Here is a 17,564-nt window from a genome sequence, read left to right as displayed (position 1 = left end):
CCCCCGTACTGCCGGTCAGTCCAGATCGTTCAGGAAGGAATCGATCAGGTTGCGATGATCCTCCTCGTTGATCTCACGCTGCAGCAGTTTTCCGGTCAGCTGCGCGGACACGTTGGCAATCTCGTGCTTCATCTCGTCCTCTGCCTTCTTGCGTTCCAGCAGGGCATCCGCCTCCGCCTGGCGGCGGATCTCAGAAGCTTTTTCACGGGCTTCCGCCACAATCTCATTGTGACGGTATTCCGCGGTACGGCTTGCGTCAGCAATGATCTGATCGCCCGTCTGCTTTGCCGCGGCCATAGCGGCTTCATAATTCAGCCGGTTCTCTTCAGCCTCATCCCGGGCCGCCTGGGCCTGGGCATAGTAATCATCGATGGTCTGGCGCCGTGCGTCCAGCATCTTCTTAACCGGCTTAAAGAGGAACCGCTTGATGATCCACGTCAGCACGAGCAGATTCGCCAGCGAAGCCAGGATCGCCCAGATGTTGACGGAAATAACATCTAAAAACTGCATGTTTTCCCTCTCAGTTCATTCATGAAATCATCCTGCTTCCGATCGTGGATCTCCCCGCCGCAGCGGATAATTCTGAATTCTGAATTCTTAATTCTAAATTACTTAATGGCTTCCTTCAGGATGCCGGTGAAGATGCCGGGGGCCACGAAGATCAGCAGGATAGCGACGATCAGACCGTAAAGACCGGTGGTTTCGGCGATAGCGCAGCCCATGATCATGGTAGAGGTGACATCGCTCTTGCATTCCGGCTGACGGCCGATCGCTTCACAGGCCTTCGCCACGGCGTTACCTTCACCAATACCAGGTCCGATACCGGCGATCATAGCGCAGCCGGCGCCCAGTCCCAGAAGTCCCAGCATGATACCCATTGCAAGTTCCAACATTGTTTTTTCCTCCGTATTATCAGCCTTCAGGCTGTATTTCCTTTTTTAGTTCGGTGCGAGTGCCTTTTTCCCGCGGCGCTCACGTTTCTTGTTCCAGTCATCCCACGGCACCGCTCCGGAGATATTCAGCATGGTCAGCATGGCGAAGATGAAAGCCTGCATCAATCCGCTGAACACGTCGAAGTAGATGCTCAGGACCGCCGGGAGACCTACCCGCAGGAGCGGCATGTCACCCAGCACGCCGGGCAGCCAGCCCAGCAGCGAATTGCTCAGTCCCGTCAGAGCCGATCCGATCAGGGCGGAAATAACCGCGCCGGACAGGATGTTGCCGTAATGACGGAAAGCCATGGACACCGGTGTCGCGAATTCGCCGATCAGGTTCATCGGAGCAAACACGGGAATGGGCTTGAACAGCCCGATAAAGTAATTCCACAGTCCGCCGCGGAACTTGAAGTGCATGATCAGGATAAAGACCAGGATCGCCCAGCCGAATGTGACGTTCACGTCTCCCGTCGGGCTGAACAGGCCCAGCAGGCAGATCAGCGAGGAGAACGCGCTCAGTCCCATGATGGCCGCGATGAAAGGTCCCCACTCCGCGAAAAAGCCGCCCATGTTGTCCTTGACAAGCTTTTCGCACTTCTCCACGATCCATTCAGCGATCAGCTGGCGTTTGCACACTGCCTTCGTTGTCAGCCCGTGTGTCAGGTACAGGCACAGGCCGAGAATGGAGATCATGACCGCCCAGCTGTTCACCTGGCTTTCGGAGATATACGCGTTCATCAGCGGAGCTTCGAACTCAGCGAATACCATTGCGCCGGAGATATGCACCCCTTCAGATGCCGGAGTGTACAGCACCTTCAGCACAATACACGCCAGGATGGGCAGGACCATCATCGCGATCAGGGCATAGTCGATCATCCGGAACCGGGTGCTTTTAACGTCAGGCACCCTTTCTTCAGTCAATCAGATCACTTCCTTCTTCCGTCCCCGACGGCTGCACTCCGCGTTTCCGGTCGATCAAAGGCCGGAAAGCGATTCCGATCCGGGGAAAGAGCAGCGGGATCACCGTTGCGTATAAATTGGTTTTAAAAACGGCAATGAGGAGTACGCAGAGCAGGGCGCAGCCTGCCAGCCGGAACGTTGCGGTGGCCTTCACCCGTGTGGCCGCCTCTTCCGGTTTTCCCTTTTCAATCGCCTTGCTCACCGTAACCGCCATCAGAAAAAAGTTTCCGATCGCGATCACCGCTCCGCCCAGGTTGCCGAAAAGCACCGAAAGATCCCATTTCCGGATAAGCAAAAAAACGGCCTCCATGACCAGGCTGAGCAGCACCACCCATACGGCGATGTACCCGGTTTCCTTTTTAACAGCAGGATCCATGCCCGGCATCGGCCTCCCCTCCGAAATTATAAACAAACCACCGAATATTCTATCAAATGAAATTGTTTTTTGCAATATGGACAAACCCTTCAAAAGTTACGAAAAAATGAATCTTGCAGGACAAAGAATCGTTGACGGAAAACCCGTTTCCAATGTACAATGACAGGGAATGAATACAGGATTTTTTCATCTGTACAGGGTCTGATAAAGGAGCGCAAAACATGTCCAAGCTCGTTATGGCATACTGGGACTGTCCTGTCTGCGGAAACAAAGGGATCCGCGGAGACGTGACAAACTGTCCCTCCTGCGGACGTGCCCGCGGGGAAGTCCAGTTCTATATGAAAGGGTATACCGAAGGCGAAACCCGGGAGGAAAACGAACGGTCCGATGTGGAGTACCTGGATGAGGAGCAGGCGAAATACGTCAGCAAGAATCCGGACTGGTACTGTTCCTTCTGCAACTCCCTGAACAGCGACAACGCCGAATTCTGCAGCAACTGCGGTTCCAGCCGCGCTGATTCTGAAGCCAACTATTTCGAGATGCTCCAGAAGAAAAAGGAGCGGGAAGCCGCTGAGACCGCCGCCCAGCCGCAGGTTTCCTCTTCACAGCAGAAACCGTCCCGCAGCCCGATGAAGGTTCTCCTGGTTGTCCTTCTGGCGATCATCGCCCTCTTCATGTGGCTGAACGGAAACAAGACCTCCGGAGACCTGACTGTTACCAGCCTGCAGTGGGCCCGCAATATCAATATTGAAGAAAACCGCATGTATCAGGAGTCCGGCTGGGAGCTGCCCGCCGGTGCCGAACAGACTGACGCGCGGAGCGAACTGCACCACTATGACAGTGTACTGTCTCACTACGAAAGCGTTGAGGTTCAGCGTTCCCGCCAGGTAGTGGATCACTATGAAACCTATTACACTTACACGGACAACGGAAACGGAACCTTCACCGAAGTACCTCACGAGCGTCCGGTCTACACCACCGAATACTATACTGAAACCGTCCAGCAGCCGGTCTATCAGCAGATCCCCCGCTACCAGACAAAGTACTATTACAACATCTGGCGCTGGACTCCGTCCCGGGACGTGACCGCCTCCGGCGAGGATCACAACACCTTCTGGCCCGAGGTGGAACTCGGGGAAAACGAGCGCGAAGGCCAGCGGACCGAGGCTTACACTTTCACCGTTGAACACCGGAAAAACAAAGGCGCTCCCGAAACCTACCGCCTTGCCGAAAGCGACTGGATGAACATCAATGTCAACGACAACCTGTTCATCACCGCCAAACGCACCGGCGCCGCACCCTATATTTCAGATGAAAAGGGCAACAAGATCGCGGACCTGATCCGTATCAAATAATTCCCGATAGATAATGAAATCCCCGGAACACTCTGTTCCGGGGATTTTTGCATCATCAGGCAAGATCAGTCCGCCTTGACGTCCAGACCGTTCTGGACAGCGCGCCACTGTCCAAAGGGGCGAAGCTCTGACGATTGCCGGTGGCAGAAATCTCGTCAGAGCTGAGGTCAACCGAAGCAAGCGAGCTGTCCGGGGGACAGTCGCGCCGACTGAGGTTGCGGGTACAGGGAACGCTATGCGTTCCCTGATTTATTCGACATCCAAACCATTCTTGACAGTACGCCACTGTCCAAAGGGGTAAACCACCTGGCGGACATGACCGACGATCATGCTCCGCTCGATCGGGCCAACGCTGCGGCTGTCGTTGGAATTGTTCCGGTGGTCACCCATCACGAAGAACTCTCCCTCCGGCACGGTGAAAGGGCCGAAGTTGTTAAGGGAACCTCCGCGGTATGCTTCACTGATGTAGGGCTCTTCGTACTTAACTTCTTCTTCCTGGCCCTTTTCCTTAATGTACAGGTATCCGTCCTCAAGCCGGAGCGTATCTCCGGGAAGACCGATCACCCGCTTCACAAAGTTGGTGTCTCCCCGTCCGGGATACCGGCAGATCACCACGTCAAACCGTTTCGGATCTCCGCCGATGGTGATCCGGGGAGCGTTTTCCTTGGTCTTTTCATCCTGCCAGGGAAGGCAGAACCAGGTGCTGGAATAATCAAACTTGGAAACAAACATGATTTCCCCGTCCGCCAGGGTGTCATCCATGGACGTTCCGTCAACGCGTACGGGCTCAAAGATCACGGAGCGGATCACCAGCGCGGCGACAACCGCGACCAGGATGGTCAGTATCCAGCTGAGAATTTCCTGTCCCACTGTCTTCTTTTCCTTCTGTTTCTTTCCTTTTTTCTGAATGGTCTCCTCAGCTGTTTTTTCAGCGGCCTGCTTGATCTCGCTCATGGTCAGTTTGCTCCCTTCAGTGTGGCTATTTCTTTTTCAACGGTTTCCTTATTGCAGTAGTTCAGCGGGGAGAAACGGCCGGCAGCCGCCTTTTCCAGCTTTTCCAGTGCCGCTTCCTTATCGCCGTTCTCCAGGTCATACCGGCTCAGGAAATACAGGGTGTCGATCTGGCTGTCCTTGATGGCGATCGCTTTTTCGAACCACGTTTTCGCACCGGCTTTGTCTTCCTTTACACGGTACACAAACTGACCCATATTGTCCAGGCAGATCGGATCCTCATCATCATATTCCAGGGACTTGTTCAGGAATTCCTCCGCCTTTGCCAGGCCGGCTTCCCACTCTTCCTGCGGAGAAAGCTTCTTCTCGCTTTCGGTTCCTTCCCCGTTTTCAGTTTCCTGTGCGGCAGGTTCCTCAACGGCTTCCGCCTGCTGTTCAAAATCCGGCTTGTTTTCAGCCGCGTATTTTTCCACGTACAGGTAACCGAGCGTCTGGTACAGCAGGCTGGTCTCGGTCTTACGGAACTGCTGTTCCAGGGTATCGATTCCCTTGTCCAGGTTTCCCAGCCGGAAGCAGCATGCCGCGTAATCCACCAGCAGCGTTACCCGCTGGCTCTGGGTCATACCCGGCGCCTTCTGGTGTTTCACCAGGAATTCCTTTGCCTTCTGGTATTCACCGTTCCGGATGATCATCAGGGCATATGCCAGGTTGTACCGGGGATCGTTCAGCCCTTCTGCAAAAGCCTCTTCATACAGTTTTTTCGCTTCATCCTTCTGTCCTTTCTGCTGAAGCCTGTATGCCCTTGCGGCTTTGATCGTTGTAAGAAAACCCATGTTTTATTGCTCCTTCAGTTTCCGTTTCAGTCTTTGCCAGCGGTATTGTAACTCATTTTTAAGCTCTTGTACAGCATCGTCCCCGCCGAATCCGGGTTCGCTGAGGCGGATGATCGCCTGTTCTGTCAGGCGGAGTGCTTCCGGGATGTCACGGCGGATATGCTCTTCATACTTGGCCAGTTCCACATAAGGGTCCACTCCACCCCGGCCTTCCCGGATCATTCCGCGCCAGATCTCCGCGGCTTCCTCCCGCTGTCCGCTCCGCCGGTAGCTGACCGCCAGTGCCGAAGAAGCAAGGTCTCCCATCCTTCCCCGGCCTGCCAGCCGGTAGCACCTCCGTGCGTGTTCGGTCTGGTTCACCCTCTCCAGCGCCCGTCCCATGGAATAGACGTCCTCGCTGAACCGGATCTTTTCCGGATGCTCATACAGATCCGCCATATGGTTCAGCAGTACGCACAGGCTGGCAATATCCTGCGCATTATGCTTCAGGATATCATCCAGCAGGGAAAGCTGTTTTGTTTTCAGATAGGTAAAGTACCGCTGGGGTACTTCACTTCCGGGAATGTCATCCGTCCGCGGTTTGCCAAGGATCACTTCCTCCAGCCGGCCCAGGTTGCACCGGCCCAGCCGGAGCTTCCAGAGGCGGCGGCACATATGCAGCAGGTCCAGGTGTGGCAGGTCCAGGCAGGACCGGTCCATCCGGTTCATCAGGAACCGGCTTTCCAGCAGCGGCACGTCAAAAGTCGTTCCGTTAAAGGTACACAGCACGTCAAACCGGTCCAGGCCGGCTGCCACATGCTTCAGCAGGTAAGGTTCCTCCGGGTAATCCCGCATCAGGAACTGATGCACCTCAAACCCGTTGTCCGTCAGCCAGCCCAGGCCAACCAGAAAAGCCACCGTGCCGCTTCCGCCGAGGCCGGTGGTTTCCGTATCCATATACAGGATTCGCCGGGGATCAAACACCTCCGGCATTTCTTTTTCACTCATCAGGGAAAGGGTATCCCTTGTCAGCTCCAGGGCACCGGGGAACTCCTCCGGCGGCCGGTATACAGCAAAATGGCGGCAGTCCCGTGTCTCCTGCTCCGGGCGGTCCCCCGGACGGTTTGTCCCGGTTCCGCCAACTGCCCTCAGCTTATCCCGGAGGTTCATTTTGTCAGCTCCTTCAGCAGGCGGATCGCCGTACGCTTGCCGTCCTCCCCGATCTCACCCACCGGTCCCACACAGGAGGGGCATCCATAGGAGCAGTGGCAGTCTTCCGCCACCTGCAGCGCCTTGGACAGGAGCAGTTCCTTCATGCCATAAGCCTTATGGCTCAGGCCGATGCCGCCGGGTGTGTTGTCATACAGCAGGATGGTAGGCTCGTTGGTGATCGGGCTCTTGACCTGGTAGACCACGGCAATATCCTGCGGCGCGCACATCAGGTACAGCGGGCACACGATGCGCAGCAGGTTGGCAATGCCCATCATACCGTTCTTCAGCTGGTCGCTGGAGAACTTCGCCGCCAGCTTTTCGGGCAGCGTCCACCACATGGAGGTGGTATGCATATCCGTTTCCGGAAGCTGCACATGACCGAAGCCCAGGGTTTCATGGGTGTCGAATTTGATCTTCTTGAACATGGTCACCAGGGCCGTGACTTTGATCTCGCCCAGCCCGGCGATGCCGCCCTGCGGGGTCTGCTCTTCCTTTTCAATGTCCAGCAGGCTCAGGTTGATGTTCAGGTCCGCGTCTGTGTAATATCCCACATCCACGCTGCGGATGAAAGCCTTGCAGGCGTCAAAGTCCAGCTTTTCCACCTGGAACTGGCGGCCTTCATGCATGTAAATGGCGTTTTCATGCAGGAGCATAGGCGCGGTAAACCGGTCCATCTCGCCCACCACCCGGTGGTGTGCGGGATCCGTGATATCAACGATAATGAAGTTTTCCGCCGCCGCGGAGCGCAGGGAGATCTCGCTGGCCGGGAAATCCTCCGCGGACCAGTGGTATTTGCCCTCCACATGGTGAACAATCCCCTGTTCATCCAGGAAGTCCAGCAGCTCCTGGGTGGAGGATGTGTTGCCGAACTTGTCCCCGTCCGCAAAGGGCAGCTCAAAGGCGGCGCACTTGAAGTGGCTCAGCAGAATATACAGGTTATCCGGATTCAGCAGGGCATTCTCCGGGCTCTTTGTCAGCAGGTAATCCGGATGGTTCACGATATACTGGTCGATCGCCGCGGAAGAGGCGATGAAAAACACAATGCTGGTACCCTTCCGGCGTCCGGCGCGTCCCGCCTGCTGCCAGGCGCTGGCGATCGTTCCGGGATAACCGCACATCACGCAGGCATCCAGTGCGCCGATATCGATTCCCAGCTCCAGCGCGTTGGTGGAAACCACCGCGTCCACCTGGCCGTTCCGCAGTCCCCGTTCAATTTCCCGGCGTTCCCCGGGCAGATAGCCGCCCCTGTAGCCCCGGACCCTACCCGCATTGCCCAGCGGATCCCGCACCATGTCCTTCAGGTATCTGGTCAGGACCTCCACGGTCAGCCTGGACCGGGCAAAGGTGATGGCCTGGATCCCGTTCTTCAGCAGCATGCCGCTGATGGACCGGGTCACCGGGACCGCGCCTTCGCGGATCCCCAGCTGGCGGTTCACCACCGGGGGATTGTAGAACACGAAATGCCGCTCTCCCATCGGCGCGCCGTTCTCGTCCACCAGCGTAACATGCCGGCCGATCAGCGTTTCAGCCAGCTCCTGCGGATTGGCGATGGTAGCGCTGCACAGGATAAACTGGGGATGGCTGCCGTAGAATTCACACAGGCGCATCAGGCGGCGGAGCACATTGGCCAGGTTGCTGCCGAAAACACCGCGGTAGGTATGGATCTCGTCGATCACGATATAGCGCAGGTTTTCAAACAGCTTAACCCACTTGGTGTGATGGGGCAGGATGCCGGAATGCAGCATATCCGGATTGGTGACCACAATGTGGCCGGCCTGCCGCACAGCCCGGCGGGCAGCGGCGGGGGTGTCCCCGTCGTAAGTGTAGGTTTTGATATCGACACCCATTCCCTCGATCATGTCATACAGTTCGCTGACCTGGTCGGCGGAAAGGGCTTTGGTCGGGAAAAGGTAAAGCGCGCGGGTATCTTCATTCTGCAGGATGGCGGAAAGCACCGGCAGGTTGTAGCACATGGTTTTGCCGGAGGCGGTGGGCGTGACCACGGTCACGTCTTCCCCGCGGGCAATGGCTTCCAGGCTCTTCGCCTGGTGGGTGTAGAGGCTGTGGATCCCCCGCTCAGCAAGCACAGGGATCAGCCGGGGATCCAGGCTGTCCGGAAAGGGAACTGTCTGCGCCGGACGGGCAGGAATGACCTCCCACCGGGTAACGTCCTTCATGAAAAAATTGTCCCGTCTGAGCTGTTCCGCAAGCTGCGCGACGTTCATCTTCCCGGCCCCCTTTTCCTTCGCTTTTTCTTCCTTTTGATTTCCTTCATTATAAAATCATCCCCCGGCCATTGCAAGGCGAACAAACGGATTTGTCTGAATCTTTGATCCGCAGCCGTCAGGGGCACCGGGCTGTTTTGACAGTGACAAATACAAAACATTTTTCGTTCTTGCCCGGCTCCTGTTTTGTGCTATAATGGCACCCGTGCGTGCAAAAAACACGCAGGTAAGGAGTGAACAGAAAACCTATGCGCAGTGCTATTTACGGAGCCGGTTCCCTGGGAACGGTGATGGGTGCCTACCTGTCCCGCGAAGGGGTTCAGATCGACCTGATCAACCGGAACCATGCCCATGTGGATGCCCTGAAAAAAAGCGGAGCCCATATCTCCGGAACCGTGGAGATGACCGTTCCGGTCAGCGCCCTTCTTCCTGAGGATATGACTGGCCGCTATGATATTATTTTCCTGATGACCAAACAGCTGAACAACCGGGAAACCGTTTCCTTCCTGAAAAACTACCTGGCCGAGGACGGCGTGATCGTAACCCTCCAGAACGGCATTCCGGAGGACAGCGTCGCGGAGATCATCGGACCGGAACATACCATCGGCGTCACGGTCGAATGGGGTGCCACCATGACAGCTCCCGGAAAGAGCGTCCTGACCTCCGATCCGGACAGCCTTTCCTTCCATATGGGCTCCATGCCCGGTATCTCAGAAAACAAGATCGAAGAAGTCAAGGAACTTCTGGAAAAAATGTGTCCCGTGGTCATTGAAAACAACTTGCCCGGAGCCCGCTGGTCCAAACTGCTGATCAACGCCACCTTTTCCGGTCTCGGCACCGTCATGGGCGGTACCTTCGGGGATGTGGCGCATGATCCGGAGGCCCGCAACCTCGCCGCTTCCTGTATGAAGGAAGTCATTGACGTGGGCCGTGCCGCCGGCGTTACCTTCGCCCCCGTGCAGGGCAAGGACCTGGTCAGTCTCTTCTACTGGTCCAATCCGGTAAAGAAAGCGATCGCGAAGCTGATCATGCCCATCGCCATGAAAAAGCACGCCGCCATCGAGCCCTCCATGCTGCAGGACCTGAAAAAGCATAAGCCCTGTGAGATCGACGCCATCAACGGCGTAGTCTGTGAGAGAGGCGCACGGGAAGGCATCCCCACCCCGCTCAATGACCGGATCGTGAAGATCATCCATGAGATCCAGGAAGGAAAAAGAAAGCCCTCCAGGGAAAACCTGAAGGAGCTGGAACTCTGCCCGAATCCCTGATCCACCAGAATCCGAAAGACACAAAAAACCGGCAGGCATCCGCCTGCCGGTTTTGTTGTTCTTTTGTTATTTGTTCTTCAGCCGCTTGTCCAGTTTTGCCGCCAGCCAGGTGCCGAAGGACTGGATGATCTGGGTAATCACCACCAGCACAATCACCGCCAGGTACAGCACCGCGTAGCGGTACCGCTGGTAACCGTAAGCCAGCGCCAGCTTACCCAGGCCGCCGCCGCCGACCGCGCCGGACATGGCAGTATATCCCATGATGGTCGTGATCGCCAGCGTAATGTTGGTCACCAGGCTCGGAACGCTTTCCGGCAGCATCACATGCAGCACGATCTGCATCGGAGACGCGCCCATGGACTGGGCTGTTTCGATGATATTCGGGTTCACTTCCCGCAGGCTGCTTTCCACCAGCCGGGCGATGAACGGAAATGCCGCGATAGTCAGCGGAACAATGGAGGCCACTGTTCCCAGGGAGGTACCAACGATCAGCCTTGTCAGTGGAATAATCATCACCATCAGGATGATGAACGGAATGGAACGGAGCAGGTTGATCAGCACGTTCAGGAAACCCATCAGGGAAGACGGCAGGGGCCGGATGCCCTTTTTCTCGCCTGTCACAAGCAGCACGCCCAGGGGCAGGCCGATGATCACAGCGAACAGGGTAGCCAGTAAAGTGGAATAAAGAGTCTCCCAGATGGCAAAGGGGAATTCGTTCTGCAGGCATTCCCAGGCTTCCTGCAGGCGTTCCGGGGTAAAAGCATTGGCAAAGTTATTCATGCTTCCACCTCCTTAGCGGCGTATTCCGCCTCAACCTGTACGGTAATATCCGGTGTGGCGCTCAGGTAGGAAACTGCCTTCGCCAGGTTTTCCGGTGAGCCGGGAATATCCAGCAGCATATAGCCGTAGGCCCGGTCTCCCACGGAACGGGTGGACGCACCCAGGATACTTGCCATGATCCCGCAGTCCACAGCCATCTTTGCGATCAGGGGCTCCCGGGATGCCACAGCGCCGTTGAAAATCACACGGACCCGCTGGCCGCCCTCCGGGAAAACGGAACCGCCGTCCGCGCTTTCCGGATAGATCAGGTTCCGGGTCGCGTTGGCACGGGGGTTCGAGAAGACCTCGGCTACGCCGCCTTCTTCCACCACTTCACCGTTTTCCAGAATGGCCACTCGGTTGCAGACTTCCTGAACCACGCTCATCTGGTGGGTGATCACGATCACGGTGATCCCCAGTTTTTTATTGATATCCCGGATCAGTTCCAGGATGGAATGCGTTGTTTTCGGGTCCAGCGCGGAAGTAGCCTCATCGCACAGAAGCACATCCGGTTCTGTTGCCAGCGCGCGGGCGATCGCCACACGCTGCTGCTGGCCGCCGGACAGCTGGGCCGGATAGCTGTTGGCCTTGTCCGGAAGATCAACAAGCGCCAGCAGTTCACGGGCTTTGGCTTCAGCCGTCTTCCGATCAATTCCGCTGAGCCGCAGGGGAAGCGTCACGTTCTTCAGGCAGGTCCGCTGCATCAGCAGGTTGAAACCCTGGAAGATCATGGTGATCTTCCGGCGCATAGCGCGCAGTTCCTTCTGTTTCAGCGCGCCGATATCCTTGCCGTTTACCAGCACCGAACCTTCCGTGGGCCTCTCCAGCATGTTGATACAGCGCACCAGGGTACTCTTGCCCGCGCCGCTCATGCCTATGATCCCGTAAATATCCCCGTCCCGGATGGTCAGGTTGATATGACGCAGCGCGTCCACCGACCCGTCTGCCGTCTCAAACTGCTTGGACAGATTCTTCAGCTCAATCATGTCAAAGCCTCCGTCTTCCCGAAATACAACCTATTATAGTAAGAAACCGCTTCAAAGCGCAATCCCCTTTTCCGATGGAAAAGGCATCCGGGGATTTCCCGGATGCCTTTGTCTTCAGTGTCTGAAGATTATTCAGCCAGTCCCAGCGCGGCCAGGTCAGCCTGCTGTCCGGCGTAGAGGCCCATGGGCTCAACATGCACACCGGCAATGGTCACCAGGTTGGTGCCGTTGTTGGCATTGAAGTCATCCTGATAGGGCTGGTGGGCGAAGAAGTTCGCGAAGGCGTCTCCGTCGTTCACGGCGGTGTTGGGAGTCACATAGTCATCCACAACGGTCACTTCCAGGTTGATTCCCTTTTCAGCCAGGATATCCTTGACGATCTCCAGCACGAAGGAGTGGGGATCCAGCGTGGCAACCACCTTGATGGTCTCGCCGTTCAGGGCATCGTAATCCACGGTGGCGTCATAACCGTCGGTGGGATTCTCGACCACGGAGATGGCCTGTCCTTCATAGCTGGCGAAGTAGTCCACAACCTTCTGGCTCAGCGCCGCGGCAGCCAGGGCCTTGGCTTTGTCGCTGTCCTTGTCCGCTTCGTTCACGCTGATCACGTTCACGTAGGGGGATTCAGCATTTTCGTACAGCAGGGCGGCAGGCAGTTCAGCGGCCAGCGCGTAGTTGCCGTTGATGATGGCGTAGTCCACATCCGGCAGGGCGTTGGGAACCAGCGCGGCTTCCACTTCAACGAACTCAATGTTCAGGGGATTCTCGGTGATATCCTTAACCGTCGCGGTAATACCGGCGGCCTCATCAACCTTCAGCAGTCCGTAGGCCTGGAGCAGCAGCAGAGCGCGGCCTTCGTTGGTGGCGTCATTGGGAACAGCGATCTTGATACCGTCCGCGAAAGCGGCGGTCAGGGACAGGGTCAGAACCAGGGCAGCCAGCAGAGCGATAATCTTTTTCATGGGAATACTCCTTTCATATTTACAAAACAAAGTTTTATTTCAGTTTCATATGGGACGACGCATTCGGTTTACGCAACATCGGCACATTCGATCGTCCCGCCAGGTTGTTTTCCCCTTCATGGCGTCTCCCTCCTTCGTTCGTTGATGGTACGTATTATAGCCGCCGCTTTTTTCCCTGTCCAATACCTGAAAACAATAAGGTATTATAGACTGAATCTATTATTCATACTGTATACAATCCGTTGTTCCTCCTGTCTGTTGTTCTGTAAAGTGGGGACTAAGTGTAATAATGTGTGCTTTCAGTGGCAATTTGCTGCTGAATTGTGTCACGTCCATGCCACATGTCGCCATTTATTATGCGTTTTTGTGGGGATTTTTGTTTCCCTTGCCCATTTTTAACCTGTTTCCGTCATCCGGTTGACATTCTCTTTTTCTTCTGGTAATATTCAGTTAAACGATTAAACGATTGTTTAATCGTAATGAAAGAGAGGTGCTGTTTCAATGAAGAAGACCTACAAGATCGAAGTGGATTGCGCGAACTGCGCCAATAAGATGGAAGACGCCGCCCGGAACACCGCCGGCGTGAAGGAAGTCACCGTCAATTTCATGACCCAGAAAATGATTGTTGATTTTAATGAAGGAACCGATCCCGCCGCCGTCATGAAGGATGTGCTTTCCGCCTGCAAAAAGGTGGAAGAGGACTGCGAGATCTACCTTTAATCAATACCGCCCGGTAGACCGTCCGGGCAAAGGAGCGGGCTTATGACAAAGAAGCAGAAGAAAATGCTGATCCGGATCCTGGTTGCCGCGGCCCTGGTGCTGATCCTGCGGTTTGTTCCGCTGCCCCTTTCCGGATTCCCGATGTTCCTGCTTTGGCTGGTTCCCTACCTCATTATCGGGCATGACATCCTGCGGAAAGCGTGGAAAGGCATCCTGAACCGCCAGGTGTTTGATGAAAACTTCCTGATGGCGGTTGCCACCCTCGGTGCCCTGGCCATCGGTCTCCTGAAAACCGGGGACTACGACGAGGCAGTTGCCGTCATGCTGTTCTACCAGATCGGCGAACTGTTCCAGAGTTACGCCGTCGGCAAAAGCCGCCGGAACATCAGTGAACTGATGGATATCCGTCCGGACTACGCCAATGTGGAGCAGGACGGGGAACTGGTGCGTGTGGATCCGGATGAAGTGGAAATCGGCACCGTCATTACCGTAAAGCCCGGTGAGAAGATCCCGATCGACGGCATTGTGGAAGACGGGGAATCCAGCCTGAACACCAGTGCCCTGACCGGTGAAAGCATTCCCCGGGATGTGAAAAAGGGAGACGAGGTTATCAGCGGCTGCATCAACATGAGCGGTTTGCTGACCGTCCGGACCACAAAGGTTTTCGGCGAATCCACCGTCAGCAAAGTGCTGGACCTGGTGGAAAACGCCTCCTCCCGCAAGTCCCGCTCCGAAAACTTCATTGCCCGTTTTGCCCGGTACTATACGCCCGTAGTGGTCTTCAGCGCCGTCGCGCTGGCGCTCCTGCCCCCGCTGGTCCGCCTGATCATCGGCCAGCCTGCCGACTGGGGTGACTGGATTTACCGGGCCCTCACCTTCCTGGTCATCAGCTGCCCCTGCGCGCTGGTCATCAGTATCCCGCTCAGCTTCTTCGCAGGTATCGGCGGTGCGGGCAAGGCCGGCATCCTCATCAAGGGTTCCAACTACCTGGAGGCGCTGGCGGATACCGGTACGGTTGTGTTTGACAAAACCGGTACCCTGACCATGGGTGTCTTCGATGTGGTGGATATCCATCACAGCGAGCTGGACCGGGAAACCATGCTGGAATACGCCGCCCTGGCCGAAAGTGCCTCCTCCCACCCCATAGCCGTCAGCATCCGCAAAGCCTGGGGCAAACCCATCGATCTTTCCCGCGTCGGAAAAGTCGAGGAGATCGGCGGCAACGGTGTCATTGTGGAGATTGACGGAAAACAGGTAGCCGCCGGAAACAGCCGTCTCATGAACCGCCTGGGCATCATCCCCATCGAATGCCACAGTGCCGGCACTATCGTCCATATGGCAATCGGACATGAATACGCGGGCCATATCGTCATTTCCGATGTGATCAAACCCGATGCCGCGGAAGCCATCGCCGCCCTGAAGGCAGCGGGCGTCCGGTCCACGGTCATGCTGACCGGCGACGGACCCTCCGCCGCAGCCCAGGTTGCGGAAGCCCTGGGGATCGACCGGGTTCACAGCGAGCTGCTGCCGGCAGACAAGGTTGAAAAAGTGGAGGAACTCCTCAGCCAGAAGAAGCCGAAGGAAACCCTGGCTTTTGTGGGCGACGGGATTAACGACGCGCCGGTGCTCAGCCGCGCGGATCTGGGCATCGCCATGGGCGCCATGGGATCGGATGCCGCCATCGAGGCCGCGGACGTGGTCCTGATGGACGATGATCCCCTGAAGGTTTCCAAAGCCATCCGCATCGCCCGCAAATGCATGGGCATTGTGCGGGAAAACATCATCTTCGCCCTTGGGATCAAGCTCGCATGTCTCGTGCTCGGCGCGCTGGGCATTGCCAACATGTGGCTGGCAGTCTTTGCCGATGTGGGCGTCATGATCCTCGCCGTGCTCAACGCCATCCGGGCCCTGTTTGTCCGGAAACTGTAATAAAGGGAGGGAACGCAGAATGGAAAACATAAAACTGCCACACGACCATCATTCCGCCATGGAACAGCAGTTTGACCATATGCCTGCCCCGGAAGCTTTCGGAGCCACAGCGGAACTGTTCAAGCTCCTGGGCGATCCGACCCGGGTCCGGCTCTTCTGGCTTTTGTGCCACTGCGAAGAGTGCGTGCTGAACCTCTCTGTGATGATGAACATGTCCAGCCCTGCCCTTTCCCACCACCTGAAGCTGCTGAAAGCCTGCGGGCTCATCGTCAGCCGCCGGGAGGGCAAGGAAGTCTATTACCGTGCCGCGGACAATGAACAGGCATCGGCCCTGCACCACGTCATTGAGCATGTGGCCGAGATCGCCTGCCCGGAATAACTTCATACGAAAAAAAGGATCGGGACAGTTTGTCCTGATCCTTTTTTATATCTTCAGCCGAAGATTATTCGTTTTCCTGTTTGTCCGCCTGTGCCCGGCTGTTTGTATCAATGCTCTTTCCGAACACCACAAACCGGTCATACAGGTATTCGGTCACAAAATTCAGCACCATATTCAGGATCGTAACAACATATTCGTTCCATCCGCAGGTCTCTGCCAGGTAATTGCCCAGGATCGTTGTAACCGGTGTGAATACCGCGTAATAGGCGGCCACCTTCATCATGGCGACAGGGATATTGTTGGCTGAGCGGAAGGTGAATTCCCGGTTCAGCGTAAAATTCCAAAGTACAGACAGGATCAGCGCGGGCAGGTAGCATGCCCAGTAACTCCATTCCGTCACGCTGTCGAGCAGGGTGAATGTCCCGAATTCTATCACGCCCGCGGAAATGGAGAACAGCACAAACTTGATGGTGCGTTTCAGTTCGGTCCGGTCCATGGTTTTCTCTCCTTTATCCGATCCGTTTGTGTACAGCATACTACAGAACCGTGTCCGGTTTCCAGCCCTTTTCCTGTTTCCCTTTTACCCTGAAAAATACTGTGGCAGTTTATCCTGTTCTGTCGTATAATGTCGTCAGCTTACAAACGTACAAAACCCGGCAGGAGAGAAACGATGAACGCAAGAGAATTCCTGGATATTCTGCATGTGGCCGAAAGGCTGAAGGATACCCCGCGGCACTGCACCACGTCAAAGGGAAGAACGGAAAGCGTTGCCGAGCACAGCTGGAGGATCTCCCTCATGGCATTTCTCCTGCGGCACGAATTCCCTGAGCTCGATATGGACAAGGTGGTGGACATGTGCCTGATCCACGACCTGGGCGAATGCTTCACCGGGGATATCCCCACCTTCCTGAAAACCGATTCGGACAGGGATACGGAAGATACCCTGCTGGACCAGTGGGTGAAGTCCCTGCCGCCGGAAGTATCCGCCGACCTGGCGGCCCTGTACCGGGAGATGGACGCGCAGGAGACTATGGAAGCCAAAGTCTACAAAGCCTTGGATAAACTGGAAGCCGTGATCCAGCACAATGAATCTCCCTTAAACACCTGGTCGGACAATGAATATGAAATGAACAAAACCTACGCCTTTGACACGGTGGTATTTTCGGACTGGCTGATGAACCTGCGGAAAGAGATCCTCTCGGATACCCTCAAAAAGATCGGTGAAGACTCCAAACCGGTCCGCGGGAAAGTAAAAACTGTCACACCCCTCAGCCCGGAGTCACAGGAAAGATCCGATCCCCAGCCGGAACCCTCCCGCGACCGGATCGTTCTCCGTAAAGCCGACCGTGTCGAGTGGAATGCTGACGGAGAGTTTGAGTTCCATGTACCTGCGCCCGCCGTCCCGGACTATGTTCAGGACGCAAAAGAAATCAAAACAGGGCTGGAATACGGCATTCCCCTTCCTGTACAGAAAGCCGGCAAAACAAAGGCAGCCTCTGCGCCTGCCGGTGATGAAGCCCGGCTCAACCGGGAGCTTGTGGCAAGCCTGGAAAGGGACGCCATCATCTCCGCCATGGAAGAGAATATGCCGGCGATCGAGTTCCCGGAAAATGATGACAAATACAATTCTTCCCGGAAATACGATGAATCCCTTCCCCCGTTTTCCATTTGACGC

18 protein-coding genes are annotated in these 17,564 nt (G+C 56.1%); 6 read left to right on the top strand and 12 right to left on the bottom strand.

Annotated elements, in window-relative coordinates; translation table 11 throughout:
* Positions 1–15: 15 nt before the first annotated feature.
* The 4 genes from atpF to JYE50_RS13190 form a co-directional block, all read right to left on the bottom strand.
* Positions 16–510 carry a F0F1 ATP synthase subunit B gene (gene atpF, locus JYE50_RS13205; RefSeq protein ID WP_084096065.1) on the bottom strand — a complete coding sequence of 165 codons (495 nt, stop codon included), beginning with the start codon at positions 508–510 and terminating at the stop codon, positions 16–18.
* Between the two features lie 98 nt (positions 511–608).
* Entirely contained in the window at positions 609–893 is a 285-nt protein-coding gene (atpE, locus tag JYE50_RS13200; RefSeq protein WP_084096064.1) for an ATP synthase F0 subunit C, read from the bottom strand.
* Between the two features lie 45 nt (positions 894–938).
* Positions 939–1,856, bottom strand: coding sequence for a F0F1 ATP synthase subunit A (locus JYE50_RS13195; RefSeq protein WP_283399215.1), 918 nt, complete (start codon positions 1,854–1,856; stop codon positions 939–941).
* On the bottom strand, positions 1,849–2,280 hold the full coding sequence (locus tag JYE50_RS13190; RefSeq protein WP_084096063.1) for an ATP synthase subunit I: 432 nt from the start codon (positions 2,278–2,280) through the stop codon (positions 1,849–1,851). Before JYE50_RS13190 ends, JYE50_RS13195 begins: the two co-directional genes overlap by 8 nt.
* A gap of 212 nt (positions 2,281–2,492) precedes the next feature.
* Between JYE50_RS13190 and JYE50_RS13185 the strand changes: the two genes are divergently transcribed.
* Positions 2,493–3,626 carry a zinc ribbon domain-containing protein gene (locus JYE50_RS13185; protein ID WP_084096062.1) on the top strand — a complete coding sequence of 378 codons (1,134 nt, stop codon included), beginning with the start codon at positions 2,493–2,495 and terminating at the stop codon, positions 3,624–3,626.
* A 249-nt stretch (positions 3,627–3,875) separates the two neighbouring features.
* Here JYE50_RS13185 and lepB read toward each other — a convergent pair whose 3' ends face one another.
* From lepB to JYE50_RS13165, 4 genes are read right to left on the bottom strand one after another with little or no spacing between them, the layout of a single operon-like run.
* The gene (lepB, locus tag JYE50_RS13180) at positions 3,876–4,580 is read right to left on the bottom strand and encodes a signal peptidase I (RefSeq protein WP_084096061.1); all 705 of its coding nucleotides are present in this window, start codon (positions 4,578–4,580) and stop codon (positions 3,876–3,878) included.
* 2 nt (positions 4,581–4,582) lie between these two features.
* Entirely contained in the window at positions 4,583–5,410 is an 828-nt protein-coding gene (locus JYE50_RS13175) for a tetratricopeptide repeat protein (RefSeq protein WP_084096060.1), read from the bottom strand.
* 3 nt (positions 5,411–5,413) lie between these two features.
* Positions 5,414–6,559 (bottom strand): ribonuclease H-like domain-containing protein, encoded by a 1,146-nt coding sequence (locus JYE50_RS13170; RefSeq protein ID WP_084096059.1) that lies wholly within the window; start codon positions 6,557–6,559, stop codon positions 5,414–5,416.
* On the bottom strand, positions 6,556–8,826 hold the full coding sequence (locus JYE50_RS13165; protein WP_084096058.1) for a DEAD/DEAH box helicase: 2,271 nt from the start codon (positions 8,824–8,826) through the stop codon (positions 6,556–6,558). The genes JYE50_RS13170 and JYE50_RS13165 overlap by 4 nt, the downstream gene beginning before the upstream one ends.
* 248 nt (positions 8,827–9,074) lie before the next feature.
* Here JYE50_RS13165 and JYE50_RS13160 point away from each other — a divergent pair, with 248 nt between their 5' ends.
* Positions 9,075–10,094: a ketopantoate reductase family protein gene (locus tag JYE50_RS13160; RefSeq protein WP_084096057.1), complete on the top strand. Its 1,020-nt coding sequence runs from the start codon at positions 9,075–9,077 to the stop codon at positions 10,092–10,094.
* Between the two features lie 66 nt (positions 10,095–10,160).
* Here the strand turns inward: JYE50_RS13160 and JYE50_RS13155 are convergent, their stop codons facing one another.
* The 3 genes from JYE50_RS13155 to JYE50_RS13145 all read right to left on the bottom strand — a co-directional run bounded on the left by JYE50_RS13155 (position 10,161) and on the right by JYE50_RS13145 (position 12,861).
* Positions 10,161–10,874 carry a methionine ABC transporter permease gene (locus JYE50_RS13155; protein ID WP_084096056.1) on the bottom strand — a complete coding sequence of 238 codons (714 nt, stop codon included), beginning with the start codon at positions 10,872–10,874 and terminating at the stop codon, positions 10,161–10,163.
* A complete protein-coding gene (locus JYE50_RS13150; RefSeq protein ID WP_084096055.1) occupies positions 10,871–11,899 on the bottom strand; it encodes a methionine ABC transporter ATP-binding protein in 1,029 nt (342 codons plus the stop codon). The genes JYE50_RS13155 and JYE50_RS13150 overlap by 4 nt, the downstream gene beginning before the upstream one ends.
* A 128-nt stretch (positions 11,900–12,027) precedes the next feature.
* Positions 12,028–12,861, bottom strand: a complete 834-nt coding sequence (locus tag JYE50_RS13145; RefSeq protein WP_084096054.1) for a MetQ/NlpA family ABC transporter substrate-binding protein — start codon at positions 12,859–12,861, stop codon at positions 12,028–12,030.
* Positions 12,862–13,362: 501 nt separating this feature from the next.
* Between JYE50_RS13145 and JYE50_RS13140 the strand changes: the two genes are divergently transcribed.
* The 3 genes from JYE50_RS13140 to JYE50_RS13130 are packed head-to-tail and all read left to right on the top strand — an operon-like array spanning position 13,363 to position 15,889.
* Complete coding sequence (locus JYE50_RS13140; RefSeq protein WP_084096053.1) at positions 13,363–13,581, top strand: cation transporter; 219 nt, start codon at positions 13,363–13,365, stop codon at positions 13,579–13,581.
* Positions 13,582–13,623: 42 nt separating this feature from the next.
* A complete protein-coding gene (locus tag JYE50_RS13135; RefSeq protein ID WP_084096052.1) occupies positions 13,624–15,510 on the top strand; it encodes a heavy metal translocating P-type ATPase in 1,887 nt (628 codons plus the stop codon).
* Between the two features lie 19 nt (positions 15,511–15,529).
* On the top strand, positions 15,530–15,889 hold the full coding sequence (locus JYE50_RS13130; RefSeq protein ID WP_084096051.1) for an ArsR/SmtB family transcription factor: 360 nt from the start codon (positions 15,530–15,532) through the stop codon (positions 15,887–15,889).
* Positions 15,890–15,953: 64 nt separating this feature from the next.
* On the opposite strand, the gene JYE50_RS13125 is transcribed toward JYE50_RS13130, so the two are convergent.
* Positions 15,954–16,385 (bottom strand): GtrA family protein, encoded by a 432-nt coding sequence (locus JYE50_RS13125; protein WP_143763628.1) that lies wholly within the window; start codon positions 16,383–16,385, stop codon positions 15,954–15,956.
* A gap of 174 nt (positions 16,386–16,559) precedes the next feature.
* Between JYE50_RS13125 and JYE50_RS15530 the strand changes: the two genes are divergently transcribed.
* Positions 16,560–17,561, top strand: a complete 1,002-nt coding sequence (locus JYE50_RS15530; RefSeq protein WP_084096049.1) for an HD domain-containing protein — start codon at positions 16,560–16,562, stop codon at positions 17,559–17,561.
* Positions 17,562–17,564: the final 3 nt, after the last annotated feature.

Source organism: Aristaeella lactis, assembly GCF_018118585.1.
GTDB classification, from domain to species: domain Bacteria; phylum Bacillota; class Clostridia; order Christensenellales; family Aristaeellaceae; genus Aristaeella; species Aristaeella lactis.
Note: the sequence above shows the minus strand (reverse complement) of the source record. Positions and strands in the feature narration are given on the sequence as shown.